Annotated in this window: 19 protein-coding genes; 14 read left to right on the plus strand and 5 right to left on the minus strand. The window is 68.6% G+C overall.

Annotated elements, in window-relative coordinates:
* Positions 1-51: 51 nt before the first annotated feature.
* The 6 genes from AQJ27_RS17995 to AQJ27_RS18020 all read left to right on the plus strand — a co-directional run bounded on the left by AQJ27_RS17995 (position 52) and on the right by AQJ27_RS18020 (position 8,342).
* Positions 52-1,020 (plus strand): hypothetical protein, encoded by a 969-nt coding sequence (locus tag AQJ27_RS17995; RefSeq protein WP_067369537.1) that lies wholly within the window; start codon positions 52-54, stop codon positions 1,018-1,020.
* A gap of 141 nt (positions 1,021-1,161) precedes the next feature.
* Positions 1,162-2,274, plus strand: a complete 1,113-nt coding sequence (chvE, locus tag AQJ27_RS18000) for a multiple monosaccharide ABC transporter substrate-binding protein (protein ID WP_351534576.1) — start codon at positions 1,162-1,164, stop codon at positions 2,272-2,274.
* Positions 2,275-2,306: 32 nt separating this feature from the next.
* Positions 2,307-3,857, plus strand: coding sequence for a multiple monosaccharide ABC transporter ATP-binding protein (gene mmsA, locus AQJ27_RS18005; protein WP_067369543.1), 1,551 nt, complete (start codon positions 2,307-2,309; stop codon positions 3,855-3,857).
* On the plus strand, positions 3,854-5,098 hold the full coding sequence (gene mmsB / locus AQJ27_RS18010; protein WP_067369546.1) for a multiple monosaccharide ABC transporter permease: 1,245 nt from the start codon (positions 3,854-3,856) through the stop codon (positions 5,096-5,098). Before mmsA ends, mmsB begins: the two co-directional genes overlap by 4 nt.
* 58 nt (positions 5,099-5,156) lie before the next feature.
* Positions 5,157-6,305 carry an aldose epimerase family protein gene (locus tag AQJ27_RS18015; protein WP_067369550.1) on the plus strand — a complete coding sequence of 383 codons (1,149 nt, stop codon included), beginning with the start codon at positions 5,157-5,159 and terminating at the stop codon, positions 6,303-6,305.
* 192 nt (positions 6,306-6,497) lie between these two features.
* Positions 6,498-8,342: a pyridoxal phosphate-dependent aminotransferase gene (locus AQJ27_RS18020; RefSeq protein WP_067369552.1), complete on the plus strand. Its 1,845-nt coding sequence runs from the start codon at positions 6,498-6,500 to the stop codon at positions 8,340-8,342.
* 28 nt (positions 8,343-8,370) lie between these two features.
* Here AQJ27_RS18020 and AQJ27_RS18025 read toward each other — a convergent pair whose 3' ends face one another.
* Positions 8,371-9,276: an NmrA family NAD(P)-binding protein gene (locus AQJ27_RS18025; RefSeq protein ID WP_235613466.1), complete on the minus strand. Its 906-nt coding sequence runs from the start codon at positions 9,274-9,276 to the stop codon at positions 8,371-8,373.
* A gap of 174 nt (positions 9,277-9,450) precedes the next feature.
* On the opposite strand from AQJ27_RS18025, the gene AQJ27_RS18030 reads away from it, so the two are divergent.
* The gene (locus AQJ27_RS18030) at positions 9,451-10,719 is read left to right on the plus strand and encodes an extracellular solute-binding protein (protein WP_341866081.1); all 1,269 of its coding nucleotides are present in this window, start codon (positions 9,451-9,453) and stop codon (positions 10,717-10,719) included.
* On the opposite strand, the gene AQJ27_RS52180 is transcribed toward AQJ27_RS18030, so the two are convergent.
* Positions 10,628-11,176, minus strand: coding sequence for an ATP-binding protein (locus tag AQJ27_RS52180; protein WP_079065060.1), 549 nt, complete (start codon positions 11,174-11,176; stop codon positions 10,628-10,630). The genes AQJ27_RS18030 and AQJ27_RS52180 overlap by 92 nt on opposite strands.
* 128 nt (positions 11,177-11,304) lie before the next feature.
* Between AQJ27_RS52180 and AQJ27_RS18035 the strand changes: the two genes are divergently transcribed.
* The 7 genes from AQJ27_RS18035 to AQJ27_RS18060 all read left to right on the plus strand — a co-directional run bounded on the left by AQJ27_RS18035 (position 11,305) and on the right by AQJ27_RS18060 (position 15,853).
* Positions 11,305-12,144, plus strand: coding sequence for a helix-turn-helix domain-containing protein (locus AQJ27_RS18035; protein ID WP_067369558.1), 840 nt, complete (start codon positions 11,305-11,307; stop codon positions 12,142-12,144).
* Positions 12,141-12,392, plus strand: a complete 252-nt coding sequence (locus tag AQJ27_RS18040) for a DUF397 domain-containing protein (protein ID WP_067369561.1) — start codon at positions 12,141-12,143, stop codon at positions 12,390-12,392. The genes AQJ27_RS18035 and AQJ27_RS18040 overlap by 4 nt, the downstream gene beginning before the upstream one ends.
* Positions 12,393-12,462: 70 nt before the next feature.
* Positions 12,463-13,365, plus strand: coding sequence for a helix-turn-helix domain-containing protein (locus AQJ27_RS18045; RefSeq protein ID WP_067369563.1), 903 nt, complete (start codon positions 12,463-12,465; stop codon positions 13,363-13,365).
* 81 nt (positions 13,366-13,446) lie between these two features.
* Positions 13,447-13,875 (plus strand): organic hydroperoxide resistance protein, encoded by a 429-nt coding sequence (locus AQJ27_RS18050; RefSeq protein WP_067369566.1) that lies wholly within the window; start codon positions 13,447-13,449, stop codon positions 13,873-13,875.
* A gap of 109 nt (positions 13,876-13,984) precedes the next feature.
* Positions 13,985-14,761 (plus strand): intradiol ring-cleavage dioxygenase, encoded by a 777-nt coding sequence (locus AQJ27_RS18055; protein WP_067370532.1) that lies wholly within the window; start codon positions 13,985-13,987, stop codon positions 14,759-14,761.
* 117 nt (positions 14,762-14,878) lie between these two features.
* Positions 14,879-15,091: a hypothetical protein gene (locus AQJ27_RS56390; protein ID WP_159064366.1), complete on the plus strand. Its 213-nt coding sequence runs from the start codon at positions 14,879-14,881 to the stop codon at positions 15,089-15,091.
* 27 nt (positions 15,092-15,118) lie between these two features.
* Positions 15,119-15,853, plus strand: coding sequence for a DUF2637 domain-containing protein (locus AQJ27_RS18060; protein ID WP_079065061.1), 735 nt, complete (start codon positions 15,119-15,121; stop codon positions 15,851-15,853).
* Positions 15,854-15,884: 31 nt separating this feature from the next.
* Here AQJ27_RS18060 and AQJ27_RS18065 read toward each other — a convergent pair whose 3' ends face one another.
* The 3 genes from AQJ27_RS18065 to AQJ27_RS60165 all read right to left on the minus strand — a co-directional run bounded on the left by AQJ27_RS18065 (position 15,885) and on the right by AQJ27_RS60165 (position 18,391).
* Positions 15,885-16,823, minus strand: coding sequence for an RNA polymerase sigma factor (locus AQJ27_RS18065; protein WP_067369569.1), 939 nt, complete (start codon positions 16,821-16,823; stop codon positions 15,885-15,887).
* A gap of 75 nt (positions 16,824-16,898) precedes the next feature.
* Positions 16,899-18,272, minus strand: coding sequence for a carotenoid oxygenase family protein (locus AQJ27_RS18070; RefSeq protein ID WP_067369572.1), 1,374 nt, complete (start codon positions 18,270-18,272; stop codon positions 16,899-16,901).
* Positions 18,269-18,391, minus strand: a complete 123-nt coding sequence (locus AQJ27_RS60165) for a hypothetical protein (protein WP_268814574.1) — start codon at positions 18,389-18,391, stop codon at positions 18,269-18,271. Before AQJ27_RS60165 ends, AQJ27_RS18070 begins: the two co-directional genes overlap by 4 nt.
* Positions 18,392-18,403 lie beyond the last annotated feature (12 nt).

Raw genomic sequence — 18,403 nt, forward strand, 5'->3', positions numbered from 1 at the left:
TGTACGCGCACCACATCTGTACGCGCCACCCTCGAACACGAAGGACAGCCAGTGACCGACGCCGCCCCTACGGCAGCCCGTCGACCCGGTGAGCAGGCGCTCGCCGCGCTCGGCCTGGGCGCGCCCGCCCTCTCCCCCGCCGACGCCTCGCCGCACACCTTCCCGGGGGGCGGCCGCTGGCGCACCGAGGTTCCCTCCGTGGAGGGGCCCGAGGCCCTGGCCGTGGTCCTCAAGGAGTCCTCGCGGCTCGACGTACCGATCCACCGGATCAGCCAGGGCAGCGGTGTCTGGATGCTGACCGACGCCGAGATCACCGAGATGGTCGAGGCCGCAGGTGAACGGGACATCGAGCTCTGCCTGTTCACCGGTCCGCGCGGCACCTGGGACATCGGCGGTTCGGTGCGCTCGGACTCGCGCGGCGGCGGCCCGCGGGCCCGTGGCCACGACGCGGTGGCCGGCTGCGTCGAAGACGCCCTGCGCGCAACGGAGTTGGGTGTCAAGTGCCTCCTCGTCGCCGACGAGGGCGTCTTGTGGACCCTGCACCGGGCGCGCGCGGCGGGGATCATCCCGGCCGACACGACCCTCAAACTCTCGGCACTCGTGGGCCCGGTCAACCCGGCCTCGTACGCGGTGTACGAGAAACTCGGCGCGGACTCCATCAACGTGCCGAGCGATCTGACGCTCGATCATCTCACCGAGATACGGCGAGTTTCGGCCGCTCCGATGGACATGTACATCGAGGCTCCCGACGACCTCGGCGGCTATGTACGGATGTACGAGGTCGCCGAGCTGATCCGGCGCGGCGCACCGCTGTACCTCAAGTTCGGCCTGTCCAAAGCCCCTGGAATCTACCCGTACGGGCACCACTTGAGGGACCTGACCCTCAACACCGCCAAGGAAAGGGTGCGTCGCGGCCGACTCGCCCTGGACCTGCTCGCGCGGCACGGAGCGGACGGCGACATGGCGCCGCTCGGATCCCGGCTGCCCGGAACTCTCTCGCGCTTCAACACCACCTCATAACGTTCGCACAAACCCCCTTCACACAAGCCGACACAGCCGCGCACAATCCCACACACCTCTACTCGGTCTTCCCTCGCAACGCTCCCGGAGCATCCCCGTAACGCGAGACCGAGCCGGTCCAAGACATCAAGGATGATGATCATGCGCAACCGCAGAGCCGCTCTCACCGCCATAGCCGGCGCGGCCTCCCTCGCCCTCACCCTGACCGCCTGCGGCCAGAACAGCGACGGCGGCAGCAAGGACTCCTCGGGGAGCACCAAGGGCGCCACGATCGGCATCTCGATGCCGACCAAGTCCTCCGAGCGCTGGATCGGCGACGGAAACAACGTGGTCAAGGACCTTGAGTCGAAGGGCTACAAGACCAAGCTGGCCTTCGGCGAGGACGACCCCGACACGCAGGTCTCGCAGATCGAGAACATGATCACGCAGGGCGTGAAGGCCCTGATCATCGCGGCCATCGACAACAAGTCGATGAACAACGTGCTCCAGCAGGCCGCCGACGCCAAGATCCCGGTGATCTCCTACGACCGACTGATCCTCGGCACCAAGAACGTCGACTACTACGCGTCCTTCGACAACTCGAAGGTCGGCGAGCTCCAGGGCAACTACATCCTGCAGAAGCTCGGTCTCGCGGACGGCTCCAAGAAGGGCCCGTTCAACATCGAGCTCTTCGCCGGCTCGAACGACGACAACAACACGAAGTACTTCTTCGGCGGCGCGATGAAGGTCCTGCAGCCGTACATCGACAAGAAGCAGCTCGTCGTCAAGTCCGGCCAGACCGCGCTGAACCAGGTCACCACCCTGCGCTGGGACGGCGGCACCGCCCAGAAGCGCATGGACGACATCCTGACCTCGTCGTACAAGAGCGCCCGGGTCGACGCGGTGCTCTCGCCCTACGACGGCATCTCCATCGGCATCCTCTCCTCGCTGAAGTCGGACGACTACGGCTCCAAGAGCAAGCCGCTGCCGGTCGTCACGGGCCAGGACGCCGAGCTGGCCTCGGTGAAGTCGATCATCGCGGGCGAGCAGACGCAGACCGTCTACAAGGACACCCGCAAGCTGGCGACGGTGGCCTCGGGCATGGTCGACGCGGCCCTGAAGGGCAACAAGCCCGAGCTCAACGACACCAAGACCTACGACAACGGCACCAAGGTCGTCCCCGCCTACCTGCTCCAGCCGGTCAGCGTCGACAAGACCAACTACGAGAAGGAACTGGTCGGCACCGGCTACTACAAGGACAGCGACCTCAAGTAACCGCCACCCTCTAGTGATTGGAAGGCACGACCATGGCGGGACCCGTCCTGGAAATGCGCTCGATCGTCAAGACCTTTCCCGGCGTCAAGGCGCTGTCGGACGTCACTCTGACCGTCCAGCAGGGCGAGGTCCATGCCATCTGCGGGGAGAACGGCGCCGGCAAGTCGACCTTGATGAAGGTCCTCTCCGGCGTTCACCCGCACGGGAGTTACGAGGGGGACATCCTCTTCGAGGGCGAGGTCTGCTCGTTCAAGGACATCAGGGCCAGTGAGCACCGCGGCATCGTGATCATCCACCAGGAACTGGCCCTGGTGCCCTACCTCTCCATCGCGGAGAACATCTTCCTCGGCAACGAGCACGCCAGCCGCGGGCTCATCAGCTGGACCGAGACGCTGCGGCACGCCTCCGAGCTGCTGCGGCGGGTCGGGCTCGACGAGAACCCGCAGACCCGCGTCGCCGACATCGGCGTGGGCAAGCAGCAGCTCGTGGAGATCGCGAAGGCGCTGTCGAAGCAGGTGAAGCTGCTCATCCTGGATGAGCCGACGGCCGCCCTGAACGACGAGGACAGCGGCAAACTCCTCGATCTCATCCTGGAGTTGAAGAACCAGGGCATCACCTCGATCATCATCTCCCACAAGCTGAACGAGATCGAGCGGGTCGCGGACTCGGTGACCATCCTGCGCGACGGGCGGACCATCGAGACGCTCGACGTGAAGGCCCCGGAGACCACCGAGGACCGGATCATCAGCGGCATGGTGGGCCGCGACCTCGAACACCGCTTCCCGGAGCGGACGCCGCACCACCCGGAGGAGGGCGCCGCGCCCGCCCTGGAGATCCGCGACTGGACCGTGTTCCACCCGATCGACCAGCAGCGCAAGGTAGTTGACAACGTGTCGATTTCCGTGCGGCGCGGCGAGATCGTCGGCATCGCGGGGCTCATGGGCGCCGGACGCACCGAACTGGCGATGAACGTCTTCGGACGCACCTACGGCCGGTACGCGGGCGGCACGGTGCTCCGGGACGGCAAGGAGATCCGTACCAAGACCGTCTCCGAAGCGGTCGGACACGGCATCGCGTACGTCACCGAGGACCGCAAGCACTACGGCCTCAACCTCATCGACACCATCAACCGCAACATCACGCTCAGTGCCCTGGGCAAGGTGTCCAAGCGCGGGATCGTCGACGAGCACGAGGAGCGGCAGGTCTCCGAGGGCTACCGCAAGTCCATGAACATCAAGGCGCCGACCGTCTTCGAGCCGGTGGGCAAGCTGTCGGGCGGCAACCAGCAGAAGGTCGTCCTCAGCAAGTGGATCTTCGCGGGCCCCGAGGTGCTGATCCTCGACGAGCCGACCCGCGGGATCGACGTGGGCGCCAAGTTCGAGATCTACACGGTCATCGACAAGCTGGCGGCCGAGGGCAAGGCGGTCGTCTTCATCTCCTCCGAGCTCCCGGAGCTGCTCGGAATGTGCGACCGCATCTACACGATGGCCGCAGGACGGCTGACGGGTGAGTTCTCGCGGGCGGAGGCCTCGCAGGAAACGCTGATGCGCCAGATGACGAAGGACAAAGAGGTAACCCGATGAGCACGGATGTGACCGCCAAGACGCCGGCCCCGGCGCCGCCCGGCAAGAGCGGCTCGGCCACGGGCGAGAGCCTGCTTCAGCTGATGCTGGACGGCATGCGCCGCAACATGCGGCAGTACGGCATGCTGTTCGCCCTCGGTCTGATCGTGGTGCTGTTCGCCGTGTGGACCAACGGCGACCTGCTGCTGCCGCGCAACGTCTCCAACCTGGTGCTGCAGAACAGCTACATCCTGATCCTCGCGATCGGCATGATGCTCGTCATCATCGCGGGCCACATCGACCTGTCGGTCGGCTCGTTGACGGCGTTCGTGGGCGCGGTGGGAGCCGTGCTGATGGTCAACCACGACATCTCCTGGCCCATCGCCCTGGTGCTGTGTCTGGCCATGGGCGCCGCCGCGGGCGCCGCGCAGGGGTTCCTCATCGCGTATCTCGGCATACCGTCGTTCATCGTGACCCTGGCGGGCATGCTGACCTTCCGCGGTCTGACCGAGATCTTCCTCAAGGGCCAGACGATCGGCCCGTTCCCCGAGGGTCTGCAGAAGGTCGCCAACAGCTTCCTGCCCGAGGTCGGCCCCAACACGAACTACCACAACCTGACCCTGCTCCTGGGCATCGGGCTGATCGCGTTCGTGGTGGTCAAGGAGGTCCGCGACCGGGGGCGTCAGCAGGAGTTCTCCCTCGACGTCCTGCCGCGGAACCTCTTCCTCCTGAAGCTCGTCGCGCTGATCGCCGCCGTCGCCACCGTCACCATGCTGCTCGCCAGCTACAAGGGCGCCCCGGTGGTCCTGCTGATCCTCGGCGTCCTGGTCGCCGGCTTCGGCTACCTGATGCGCAACGCGGTCATCGGCCGGCACATCTACGCGATCGGCGGCAACCTCCCGGCGGCCAAGCTGTCGGGTGTGAAGGACAAGAAGGTCACCTTCCTGGTCTTCCTGAACATGGGCATGCTCGCGGCCCTGGCGGGTCTGGTCTTCGCCGCCCGCTTCAACGCGGCCTCGCCCAAGGCCGGTCTGAACTTCGAACTGGAGGCGATCGCGGCCTCGTTCATCGGCGGCGCGTCGATGAGCGGCGGCGTGGGCACGGTCCTCGGCGCGATCATCGGTGGTCTCGTCCTGGGCGTGCTGAACAACGGTATGAACCTCGTCGGCATCGGCTCCGACTGGCAGCAGGTCATCAAGGGACTGGTACTGCTGGCCGCGGTCGGCTTCGACGTGTGGAACAAGCGCAAGGTCGGTTCGTAAGTCTCGTCAAGGCCCCCACCCCGGTGGGGGCCTTCCTCTTCCACTGCAGGAGCCGCACATGGAAACGAGCAGACGTACGGTCATCGCCGCGGCCGCGGCCGCGGGACTCGCCGCCGGCACGGTCGGCACCGCCCACGCGAGCACAGGAGGCAGGAAGCCGGTGAAGGAGCTCTTCGGCAAGCTCGCCGACGGCACCAAGGTCTACCGCTGGTCGCTGGAGAACGGCGGCACGCGCCTGAAGGTCATCTCCTACGGCGGCATCGTCCAGTCCCTGGAGATCCCCGACCGGCACGGCCACTACGCCAACGTCTCCCTCGGCTACGACAACCTCGCCTCGTACGTCGCCGGGACGACGTTCTTCGGGGCGACGATCGGCCGCTACGGCAACCGCATCGCCAAGGGACAGTTCACCCTGGACGGCAAGGCCTACCAGCTCTCCGTCAACGACGGCGTGAACAGCCTGCACGGCGGCGCCAAGGGCTTCAACACCAAGGTGTGGGACATCGAGGGCTTCACCTCGGGCTCCGACGTCGGCCTGCACCTGCACTACACCAGCGTCGACGGCGAGATGGGCTACCCGGGCACGCTGAAGGTGCAGGTGACGTACACCCTCACCAGGCACGGCGACTGGCGCATCGACTACCGGGCCACCACCGACAAGGCCACGGTCGTCAACCTCACCAACCACACGTACTACAACCTCGCCGGCGAGGGCAGCGGCGGCATCTACGACCACGAGCTGCACCTGGCCGCGGGCCGCTTCACGCCCACCGACTCGGGGCTGATCCCCACCGGTGAGCTGGCCAGGGTCGCGGGCACCCCCTTCGACTTCCGCAAGGCCAAGCCGATCGGCCGGGACATCCGCGTCGGTCACCCGCAGCTGGTCACCGCCAAGGGCTTCGACCACAACTGGGTCCTCGACAAGGGCGTCACCGCCAGGCCCGAGCACATCGCGACCCTGCGCGACCCGAAGTCCGGCCGCACCCTGAAGATCGCGACGGACCAGCCGGGCGTGCAGTTCTACTCGGGCAACTTCCTGGACGGCACCCTGGTCGGCCCCTCCGGTCACACCTACCGGCAGGGCGACGGCATGTGCCTGGAGACCCAGCACTTCCCGGACTCGCCGAACCACCCGTCGTTCCCCTCGACGGTGCTGCGACCTGGGCAGACGTACCGCACGACGACGGTCCACTCGTTCAGCGCGTGACGTCCGCCTGACGTCGGCCTGACCTCCGTGTGACATCGGGGCCTCGGTGGGTGACGCCACCGGGGCCCTTTCGGTTGCCTGGGAAAGTCAACCCTTACTCAATCCCCACGAGTTGAACGCCGCCCCCTCCGCCTCCGTATGAAAGGGCGGCCCGTGCTCCCCCGCACGGGCCACCCAGAGACCGGAGGTTCCATGGCCGACAACGTCGCCTCGCTGTTCCGCGGCACTGCGGCGCACAGCCCCTCGATGGCTGCGCTGGCCCGCGAGAGCGATGGAGTCGGCCCGATCGACTTCTGCATCCCGTGCAACCCGTACTTCCCCACCCCCGGCATGTTCGACGAACTGGCCGGGCGGTTGCGCGAGATCATCACGTACTACCCGAGCAGCGCCGACACGATCACGGCCGAGCTGTGCGCGCTGCTCCAACTCCCGCCGAGCTGCGTCGCGATGGGCAACGGTTCCACGGAACTGATCACCTGGATCGACCACCTGCTCGTGCGCGAGTCCCTCGCCATCCCCGTCCCCACCTTCGGCCGCTGGACCGACCAGCCCATGGAGACCGGCAAGCGGGTCGACATGTTCCCGCTCATGGAGTCCAACGGCTTCGCTCTGGACCCGGCCCAGTACATCGAGTTCATCCGCGCCCGCGGCACCCGTGCCGCCGTCATCTGCAACCCGAACAACCCCGACGGCGGCTTCCTCAGCCGCCGTGCGGTCGTCAACTTCATGGACCAGCTCCAGGACCTGGACCTGATCGTCATCGACGAGTCGTTCCTGGAGTTCGCCGACGCCGAGAGCGACCCGAGCGTCGTGGAAGAGGCCGTCCTGCGGCCCAACGTCATCGTCCTGCGCAGCCTCGGCAAGAACTTCGGCCTGCACGGCATCCGCTTCGGCTACCTCGTGGCCAACCCCGCGCTCGCGGGCAAGATCCGCTCCATGCTGCCCAAGTGGAATCTCAACTCCTTCGCGGAGACCGTGGTGTTCATGCTCAAGGAGCACGGGCAGGAGTACATGGAGAGCCTGCACCTGGTGCGCCGCGACCGCCTCGACATGGCCCGCCAGCTCTCGGCGCTCCCCGGACTGACGGTCTACCCCTCGCAGGGCAACTTCCTCTTCGTACGACTTCCCGTGGGCGCCGAGGGCACCGTCGTGCGCGACCGACTGCTGAGCGAGCACCGGATCCTGGTCCGTGAGTGCGGCAACAAGATCGGCTCGTCCAGTCGCTTCCTGAGACTCGTGGTGCGCCCCGAGACGGACGTGCGTCGCCTGGTGTCCGGCATGGAACAGGTGCTCTACGGGTCCAGGAGGGGAGCCGCCGTACCCGAGCTGGGCACAGGGACCAGCTACAGCTCGGGTACGGCGGCGGTGGACCGTCTGATCAGCGAGACGAACGGCGTCGGCATGCCGCTGGCCGCGCAGGCCGCCGCCATGCCGAGCCTGCCGCCCGCCCAGACCTGGCCGGGCCCGGCCCCGGCGCAGGCCCCCACCGGGATGCCGGGCCTGGTCCCCGCCCCGGCTCCGGCCGCCGCGATGATGCCGCCCCAGCAGCAGCCACGCATGCCCGCGCCTGCCCCGCCGCAGCAGCAGCCCATGCCCATGCCCGCGGTCGCCCAGATGCCCGGCGTCGCGCAGATGCCAGGGGTGGCCCAGATGCAGCCCGGCCCTCAGATGCAACCGGCCGCCCAGATGATGCCGCAGGCGCCGCCGATGTCCGCGGTCGCTCAGATGGCCCAGATGGCCCAGACCGCACAGGCCCAGGCACAACGACAGCAGGCGCCGATCCCCGCCGTCGTCCAGGCCCCGTCACCGGCGGCCCAGGCGCAGGCACGGTCGATGCAGCCGCCGCCGCAGGCACCGGCGATGCCCGCCATGGCCCCCGCCCCGGCCGCCGGGCTGGGCCAGACCGGCATGCCGGGCCTGCGCAACCGGGGCCTGACCGCCGCCCAGGTACGGGGCCGCACCGAGCCGGAACCGGCACCCGCACCCCAGCCCACGGGCTGGCCGGCGGCGGGCGCGATGTACAACCAGGTCGGCTAGGTCCCGTCCATCACGGCGCGCGCGGGGATCAGCCCAGGTAGAAGTCCCTGCGCGCGGCCACGAACGCCTCGATCGTCTGGGCAGGCACGCCCGTGACGCGTTCGACGTCGTCGGACGTGCGGTCGTAGCGGTTCTCCCGGTGCAGTCGGGCCATGGTGGCGATGTGCTGTTCGGTGTGCGGCGGCAGGCCCGCCTTGGCGAGCACCTCGCTGCGCCACCGGTCCAGCGGCACGTCGACATAGGACACCGGCCGCCCCAGCGCCCGTGAGAACTCCTCGGCCATCTCGGTCATGTCGACCGTGCGTGGCCCGGTCAGCTCGTAGACGTGCCCGATGTGCGGGGCCGGGTCGCGGAGCACGGTGGCGACGACCCGGGCGACGTCGTCCACGGCGATCGGCGAGGTGCGTCCGGTGCCGAACGGCAGCGCGATCGTGCCGTTGTCCCGGATCGATCGCGCCGCCAGTGTGGTGAACAGCGGATTGTCCAGGAACGCCGTCGGCCGGATGTGCACCACCGGCAGGCCCGACCAGTCGAACACCTGCTCAGACAGCCAGTGCAGCCGCTGCTGGTCCGACTCCCCGGTGCTGGTGGCGGTCATCTGCGACACCGTCATCTGGGACATGTCGACCAGACCGTCCAGCTCCCCGTACTCGCGCGCCACGGTGGCCACCACGGTCGCCGCGAGCAGCTGGTCGGGTGACACGGGCATCGCGAAGTACATCCGCCCCACACCCTCCAGCGCGGCGGCGACGGTCTCGGGCCGGGTCAGGTCTCCGATGACGACCTCCGCGCCGAGCGCACGCAGCTCGGCCGCACGCGCGTCGTCGCGGCGGACCATCACCCGCGCGGGCACGTCCTGCGCGCGCAACTGGTCGAGGACCCTGCGGCCCACGTCACCGGCGTTGGAGAGGAGAACAAGATTGCTGGCAACCAACGGTCTATCTCCTTGTGAGTCGTCGACGGCGCCCATGAGATCACCTGTTCCGTCACACCACCGGAACCAAAACGCAACGACGGCGGCCCTGTGGCCACCGACTCTCCCGGCCTACGATCAACGCTCTTCGTCCACACGCGCCATCGCGGGTGGCTGGAAACAGGGGTGGGAACCGTGCGTCGCAGAGCCCGGATCATGATGACGATGACGGCCGCGCTGGGCCTCACGGTGGGCGTGAGCGGCTGCGGCACGGACTCCGGGGCGGAGGCGAAGACCACGACCCTCACCGTCGTCGCCACGAACTACGGCGACAGCGTCCACAAGAACTCCATCGGCTTCTGGGACCGCGTCGGCCTCGCCTTCCAGGCCGCCCATCCCGACATCCGGGTGGAGGCGAAGGTCTACCCGGCCGACGAGGTCGACGCGAAGGTCGCCGCACTCGTCAAGCAGGGGAAGGCGCCGGACGTCGTACAGACCGACAGCTATGCCGAGTACGCCGCCAAGGGCCTGCTCTACCGGGCGGACGAGCTGCTGTCGATCTCCGCCCAGGGCAGCTTCGTACCGAGCCTCGCGGAGGCCGGGCAGGTGCGCCGCGTCCAGTACGGCCTGCCGTTCACGGCGAGCACCCGCCTCCTGTACTACAACAAGGACCTCTTCTCGCGGGCAGGCCTGAAGCCCCCCACCACCTGGCAGCAACTGCTCGTGGACGCCCGCGTGCTGAAGGCCATGGGCGTGACCTACCCGATCGCGCTGCCCCTCGGCCCGGAGGAGGCGGAGGCGGAGACCCTGACCTGGCTGCTGGCCGGTGGCGGTGGCTACACCGACAACAGCGGCAGCTACGCCCTCACCTCCAAGGAGAACGTCTCCACGCTGGAGTGGCTGCGCTCCTCCCTCGTCGCCGAAGGCCTCACGGGCCCGACCCTCCCCGGCAAGCTCAACCGCGGCGCCGCCCTCCAGGCCTTCCTGGACGGCAAGGCGGCCATGGTCAACGCCCCGCTCTCGCTGATGCGCCAGATCGAGGACTCGACCCTGAACGTCCCCTACGGCACCGTCGCGCTCCCGAGCCGTACCGGCCGGACCGTGCCGACCATGGGCACGGCCGACTGGACGATCGCCTTCCGCTCGGCCGGCCACCGCGAGGAGACGGGCGAGTTCCTCGACTTCCTCTACGGCGACAAGTACGTCACCCAGCAGGCCGCCGAGTACCAGCTTCTGCCGGTCACCACCGCGGCGAGCGCCGCCATGCGCGAGGACAAGCAGTACAGCAAGCTCTGGAACGGCCTGGACGCCCTGGACAACATGGAGCTCTACCCCCTCTCCGAGACCAACTGGTCCCAGGTGGCGGCGTCGATCAGGGCACAGATCGGCAAGTCGGTGGCTCCGGGCGGGGATCCGGAGGCGGTGCTGTCGTCGATCGGGAAGGCGACACGCTCGACCTCCTGACCAGGGACAGCCACCCCGGCAGGTCGATCTCGGCGCGGACGGTCTTGCCGGGCGGCTCCCGGTCCAGCACCTCCCACCGGTCGGCGAGCGCCTCGACGAGTACGAGGCCCCGACCGCCTTCGTCGAGGGGACGCACGGCCGGTACGTCTCCGGGTCCCGGCGGGCGCGGCCCACTGCGCGTGTCGGTGACCTCGACGCGGACGCTGCCCGTGACGAGCGACAGCCGCAGCTCGAAGTCCCGCCCCGGTACGCGCCCGTGCGTGACCGCGTTGGCGGCCAGCTCGGCGACGATCACGGCGACGGTGTCGGAGGCGTCCGTACCGTGCGGGATGCCCCAGGCGTGCAGCTGGTGCAGGGCGAGGTGACGTGCGAGGCGGGCGCCGCGCGGGGTGGCACTGAGGCGCTGCGTGAACACACGTACGGTAACCGGGTGTTGGGGGGTGGGTGGTGCGGTCATGGCCCCAATCTGGCGGTGATCACGGCCCCTTCACCAGGTCGGCGCCGCGTACGCTGCGGGAGCGTACGCGGTGACGGGCTGGACAGTACCGGTCACTGTGCGTGACCATGGGGTGTGGGAGGTGACCCATGGTGGTCGATGGTGCGGTGGGGACGGGTGGAGAGCCCGAGTCGTCGGACAGTCTGCGGACGTTCGGGGCGGTCGTACAGGCCCTGCGGGAGCATGCGGGGCTGAGCCGGGAGGAGTTCGGGGAACGGGTGCGGTTCTCCAAACACACGGTGGCGTCGGTGGAGCTGGGGCGGAGGATGCCGGATCCGACGTTCGTCGAGCGGGCGGAGGAGGTGCTGGGCAACACAGGGGCGTTACGCAAGGCGGCGGGGCATCTGGCGAGGCAGCCGGGGTTGGCGGCGCGGTTCAGGCAGTGGGCGAGGTTGGAGACGACGGCGATCACTCTCTATACCTATGAGTGCCGGTTGATTCCGGGGTTGTTGCAGACGGAGGCGTATGCGCGGCAGCTGTTCACCGACCGCTTGCCGTCCCTGGACGACGAGCAGATCGAGGCTCAGTGGGCAGCGCGGGCCGAGCGTCAAAGGCTGTTGCGAGAGCGGCCGAACACCGCCTTCAGCTTCATCCTCGAAGAGCACTTGTTCCTGCGGCGTACAGGCGGAGTCGAGGTCACGCGCGAGCTCCTCGACCATGTACTGGAGATCTCCGCGCTGCGGAACGTCGAGGTCCAGATCATGCCGTTGGTGCTGGAGTCGCATGCCGGAATGGCGGGCCCCCTCCAGCAGCTGGAGACCCCCGACAACAAGTGGTACGCCTACAACGAAGCCCAGCGCGGCGGCCTGTTCTTCTCCGACCCAAAAGAGATCAGCGTCCTCCAACGGCGGTATGCCAGGATGCGTTCGCAGGCTCTCACCCTTCAGGACTCCGTGAGCCTGTTGGAGCGGATGCGAGGAGACCTATGAGCACCATCGAACTGGCCTGGTTCAAGAGCAGCTACAGCAGCGCCTCGGGCGACGACTGCGTAGAGGTCGCCCTCTCCTGGCACAAGTCGAGCTACAGCAGCAGCGGTGACGGAGATTGCGTCGAGGTCGCCACCTGCCCCTCCACCATCCACGTCCGCGACTCCAAGAACACGGACGGCCCCCACCTCACCCTCTCCCCCACCACCTGGGCCGACTTCCTCACCTACGCCTCCGCCAACCACCGCTGAACCGACGGAGTCACAACGTGTCACTGGGAGGGGCAGGCTACCCCCGCCGGACCCGCCCATACTCGAGTCCATGAACAGCAAGGACCAGCTCGGTCGATTCCTCCGTACGCGTCGCGCGCAGCTGCGGCCCGCCGACGTCGGGCTCTCGACGTTCGGGGAGCGTCGGCGCGTGCCCGGGCTGCGGCGCGACGAGCTGGCCCAGCTGGCGGGGGTGAGCCAGTCGTACTACACGCGGCTGGAGCAGGGACTGTCCCTCAACGCCTCCGTGGAGGTACTGGACGCGATCGCCCGGGCGCTCCGCCTGGACGAGACCGAACACCGCCACCTGCACGACCTCGCCGGGGTCGTGCGCAAGAACGGCAGGAATCGGCCCCGCCGCCCCGCACCCGAGCGCGTCTCCGAGGCGACGAGGCAGCTGATCGCCGCCTTCGGGGACACCCCGGTGATCGTGCTCGGCCGCCGGAGCGACGTCCTGGCATGGAACCGCACCGGGCACGCGCTGTTCGCCGGGCATCTCGATCCGGACAGTCCCGAGCAGCCGGCCCGGCGCCCCAACACCGCACGGCTCGTCTTCCTGGATCCGCACACACGTGATCTGTACGAGGACTGGCAGCGAAAGGCCCGGGACGCGGTGGGCAAACTGCGGCTCGCGGTCGGCGAACACCCCGACGATCCGGAGCTGGCCGAGCTGATCGGTCAACTGACGATGAAGAGCCGCGAGTTCACGTCATTGTGGTCCGAACACCGCGTGCGTGCCTGGGACATCGCGACGCACCGGATGCGGCATCCGCTGGTCGGCCCGATGGACGTCGCCCAGCAGGCGATGCCGGTGCCGAACGAGCCCGGGCAGCGCATCGTCGCGGTCACCGCGGCGGCGGGTTCCTCCTCGCAGGCCGCGCTGACCCTGCTCGCCCAGGTCACCGCCCCGCGTACATGGACCGCCGCCGACACGGATTCCGTTTCCGTCCAGTAGCCGGGGGACCCTCACCCCTCTCTTCGGCATGCCCACGCGTGCCTACTCAAACCTGCCCAAGTCCCGCCAGAAGGAGACACCATGTCCACCACCACGCTCTACACCACCGAGGCCCTCTCGACCGGCGACGGCCGCAACGGGGAGGTCCGTAGCCTCGACGGAGTCCTCGACGAGGTCCTCGCCGTGCCGAAGGAGATGGGCGGCCCCGGCGGCGACAGGACCAACCCCGAGCAGCTCTTCGCCGCGGGCTACGCGGCCTGCTTCCACAACGGACTGCGGCTGATCGCGGCCCAGCAGGATGTGAAGGTGCCCGGTTCCACCGTCACGTCGACCGTGAGCCTGCTCAGCAAGGAGGACGGGGGCTTCACCCTGGCCGTGAAGCTGTCGGTCCACCTGCCCGGCGTGGAGCAGACGACCGCCGACCGGCTCGTACAGACCACCCACCAGGTCTGCCCCTACTCCAACGCCACCCGGGGGAACATCGACGTGATCCTCGAAGCGACCGTCTGAGCCACCCCGGCCCAGGCCCGGTTCACGTGTCTCACAAGGAACTTGACGGCTCATCACTTTGCCGTACTGACAGCTGACCAACAGCATCCGTTCCTAATCTGCCGTGTTCATGACAGACACTTCAGGAGCAGCACACCCGATCGGGCGCCGTACGGTGCTGATCGCCACCGGCGCCACGGCCGCCACCCTGGCCGTGGGCGCCGCCGCACCGGAAGCCCCCACAGCCGACACGGCGAACGCGGTGGACTCCGCCCCCGTCGCCGCGGCGGCCGTCTGCACCCTCACCAAGGAGATGACCGAAGGCCCCTACTACCTGGACGGCGCCCTGGTCCGCGCCGACATCACCGAGAGCAAGCCGGGCGTCCCGCTCAAGCTCGCGCTCACCGTCGTCGACGACGACACCTGCGCCCCGCTCTCCGGCGCCCTCGTGGAGATCTGGCACTGCGACGCGCTGGGCGAGTACTCCGGCTTCGTCGGCAACAACGGCCACAGCGAACCGGACGACGGCTCGTTCCTGCGGGGCGGCGTCCTCACCAACGCCGGCGGCGTCGCGAACCTCACCACGATCTACCCCGGCTGGTACCGGGGCCGCTGCGTCCACATCCACCTCAAGGTGCACACGGGAGTCACGCTCACCTCGGACGGCAGCTTCACCGGCGGCCGGGAACTCCACACCGGCCAGCTCTTCTTCAACGAGACGATCACCACAGCGGTGGCCAAGATCTCCCCGTACTCCACGAACACGGTCACCCGCACCACCCTCGCCCAGGACTCGATCTACGACGACGGAGGCGCCGCGTCCGGCCTCCTCACCCTGACGGCCCTGGGCAGCACGGCCGCATCGGGCTACACGGGCACGCTGACGGTCGGCGTCGAAACGAGCTGACGTCCGCACCCACGGATCCCCGCAACGGGCCCCGCCGGAAACCGGCGGGGCCCTCTCCTCGATAACACAACGATCATCTCTATTGATCTATGGATCTATGGACGCACATTCCCCTGAATGCCCGAATGCCTTACGCCCTATGGCGCTCGTTATTCAGCCGTGACGACGAAAGATATGCACGGAAACGACTGGCTTGATATCGCCGACGGGAGGGCGCGCCTGGAGCACTGCGCGGACCTGCTCGAGGAGTTCCTCAAGGCCATGACCCGCATGGAAAGCGAATACCTGCGGGCCACATGGGACGGACACACCGCAGATGGATCCCTCTGAGCCAGGCCACGAAGGAGCCGCAGACAGATGGACTGGACTCAGGATGATCCCACCCTCCGTGACATTCAGCTCGATCCGCGAGCCACCGCCTATGATCCGTTGAACCCACAGTTCACCGGCGCCGATCCGCTCGGGACGCAACACCTCTGGCACGTCCCGGAGCCCGCGATCGCACCGGACATGTGGGATCCGGACGAAGAGCTGGCGCAGATGCTGTACACGAGCGTGACGCCTCCCGCTCCGGCCCCGCCGCACAGCCACGCCCAGCCCCGCCGCCCGGTCAGCCGGCGCAGGCCCCGGCCGGGATTTCAGGCCATTGCCGCGAAGCACAGGATCATCACGGTTGTATTCCTGGTCGTAATGATCATTGTCTCCGCAGTGATGATGTTGGGATGGTCCGTCTCTTATTCATACAACCAGCTGCGTGGTATTTCTTTACTGGTCGTGTCGGCAAAGTTGGCACGATGGTGGCCGCTGACGGTGTATGGACCGTGGCTCGTGGCAGGTCTGTCCATTCTTCGGGCATCCGTTCAGCACCGGAGCGCCAGACGGTCCTGGACCGTGATGCTGATCGCCTCCGCCACGGCGGTCGCCCTCTGCGTCGGCCAGTCCCCGCGCTCCCTGCTGGCGATGGTGGTCGTCGGAATCCCACCCATCACCGCCCTGATCTGCTTCCGGGAGCTCGTCGGCCAGATCTCGCCCCAGCACGGACCCCGGCACGCCTGTCAGACCGTGAAGCGGCCCAAGCAGCCAAGACCTTGATCGTCACAGCCGCCCCCCGCCGGAACAACGCTCACCGCGGAGGTTCGGGGAAGACCACCCGTAGTCGTTGAACTCTTCTGTCCTGGCGGAACATGAGCCAGGCCAGGGTCGGCGGGCAGGGACGGACGGCATCCGGGGGGCTGATGACGTCCATCTCCCAGATGGTGATGTCCCGGCTGGCCACCACATGGCGCAGGTGTTGGCGCACCCCGGATTCCCGGTTCTGCCGCATGGCCGGGAAGGGGTGGGTGCGTTCTCCCGCTCGGCTGAGCGCACCGACCAGTTCGGCGTCGGCCGGCCACAGCTCGGCTATCTCCCGGGGCAGATCGCCACGCGCGGCGCCCCGCAGGGTCACCAGGGCCTCCTGCCTGCTGTCCTCGGTGAGAGCGGAAGCGTCGTCGTGCGCCTGGGCGGCGGTCGACAACAGCACCTGGGCCAGCTTCGCCCTGGCCTGGTTGAGCCGGCTGCGCACCGTGCCGACCGGTATCTCGCAGGCGGCGGCGATCTCCTGGTACGAGGTGATGCCGCTGAAGTGCCGCAGCATCAGCACCAGCCGCAGCTGCTCGGGCAGTTCCTCCACCGCGTCCCAGATCCAGTCCCGCATCGCGTGCTGCTCGACGACCCGCTCCGGGTGCGACGGCTCGTGATCACAGGGGTGCAGCTGGTCGAGGCCGTCCAGTCCTGGCGTCTCCCGGGTGACCCGCAGCCGCATACGGGCGGCGTTGCGCACGATCGCCCGCAGCCAGGCTCCCACGGCCGCGGGATCCCGTACGTCCCCGATGCGTCGCAGCGCGGTCAGTGCGGCGTCCTGCACCACGTCCTCCGCGTCGGGGCCGTAGCCGAGCAGGCTCATCGCCACCGCGCGCATCGGCGCCTGGTGCCGGGCCAGCAGCAGCCCGAGGGCTCCGGTCTCGCCGGCTTGCGCCCGGCGGGTCAGTTCCTCATCCGTGGGAGAGGTGAGGGGCATCATGTCCGAACGCCTCCGTCGCGATGGCGATGCGCGCAGGATAGACCTTGCACTTGGGGTCGCAGGAGCCCTGCCCGATCAGGGCCGCTGGACGGGCTCCGGCAGCCAGCTTCCGTGGAATCCCGCCGGGACGGGGTAGGGCAGTTCCACCACTGCCTGGACGGTCATCTCCGTGGCGTCGAGGACCAGCAGTTCCCCGGCCTCGCCGTCGTCGTTCGAGACGAGCGACAGGAGCCATCCCTCGTCCTCGCCACTGCCGTCCGCCGCCGGTACGAAGACCGCCTCGCCGGCGTAGCGGCTGCCAGGCGTCTCGTAGGCGTGACTGGTGTGGCGCGTGAGGTCGTGTTTGGCGATGCCGTCACCGGAGACGGTGTAGAGGTAGCGGTTCGCGCGCCCGGTGAGGGTCTCGTTGTGTGTGGGGAACTCGGCGTCACGGTCGTCCAGTGGGGACTCCGAGGCGCGGCCGGTGGCCGGGTCCAGGGTCCAGCGGTGCAGGACGGAGGAGGCCTGGGAGTGGCCCGGCTCCCTCACCCCGACCAGACCGCTCGCCCCTGTGGAACCGCCGATGTCCGACCAGGTGTGCTGGAAGCCCGCGCGGTCGTAGCGCACCGCGTCCAGCACGACGCGCCCCCGCGCATCTTCGTAGGCGTTGCCCACATGGAAGACGTAGCAGGGATCGACGTCGTACCACTGCACGTCGGTGCTTCCGGGCGTACGGGACATGACCCCGAGCCGCGCGCCGTACCCCTCGTCCCACCGGTAGGGCATGCCGCCGCCGGACCCGGCCAGGGCGGGGTCGAAGACGACCGGCAGGTCCATCCACACGATGTGGTGCTCGGTGACGGCGAAGTCGTGCATCATCGTCGGGCCCGGCACCTCGACCGGCCGGCTGTCGAGCAGCAGTCCGTCCGCGGTGACCCGGTGGTAGGTGAGGTACGGCGGGGCGAACCCGGCCCCGAACAGGTGCAGTTCGCCCGTGACCGGGTCCTCCTTGGGGTGGGCCGTCATCGCGGTGGTCAGCCGCCCGCCGAAGTCGTACGGTCCCACGGTCTCCAGCTCCGGGGTGACCCAGTAGGGAAGACCGACCTCGCACAGGGCCAGCACGGTGTCGGCGTGCCGGATCACGTGCGTGTTGGCAGGCGTCGCGGCCAGGTCGACGGTGAAGTCGGCGCGGATGAACGGGTGCCCGTCCAGCTGCCGGGTGCGGATCCACCGGTTGCGGTACCACTCGGCGCGTCCGCCCCGCAGCCGGATGCCGTGGAGCATGCCCGGACCGGTGAACCAGTGCCCCTTGTCCTGGCCAGGCAGCGGGTTGGGGCCGTTGCGCAGATAGCGGCCGTCCAGATCGGACGGCAGGGAGCCCCGCACGGTGAGGTCGGCCGCGCCGTGCTCCTTGGGGACCGGGGCGAAGCGGCCCCGGAGATACAGGGGAAGAGCTGTCTCGTTCGTCACGCGGTCGCTCCCGCGGCGGCCTTCTTGACGAGCGCGGCGACCGCGCCGGGCCTGGACACGTGGACCGCGTGGCTGTCGCCGGTCTCGCTCACGTTCTTTGCTTCCGGGGTGGTGGTCACGATGGGGTCGGC

Origin of the sequence: Streptomyces olivochromogenes (assembly GCF_001514115.1) — a bacterium.
Classification (GTDB): domain Bacteria; phylum Actinomycetota; class Actinomycetes; order Streptomycetales; family Streptomycetaceae; genus Streptomyces; species Streptomyces olivochromogenes.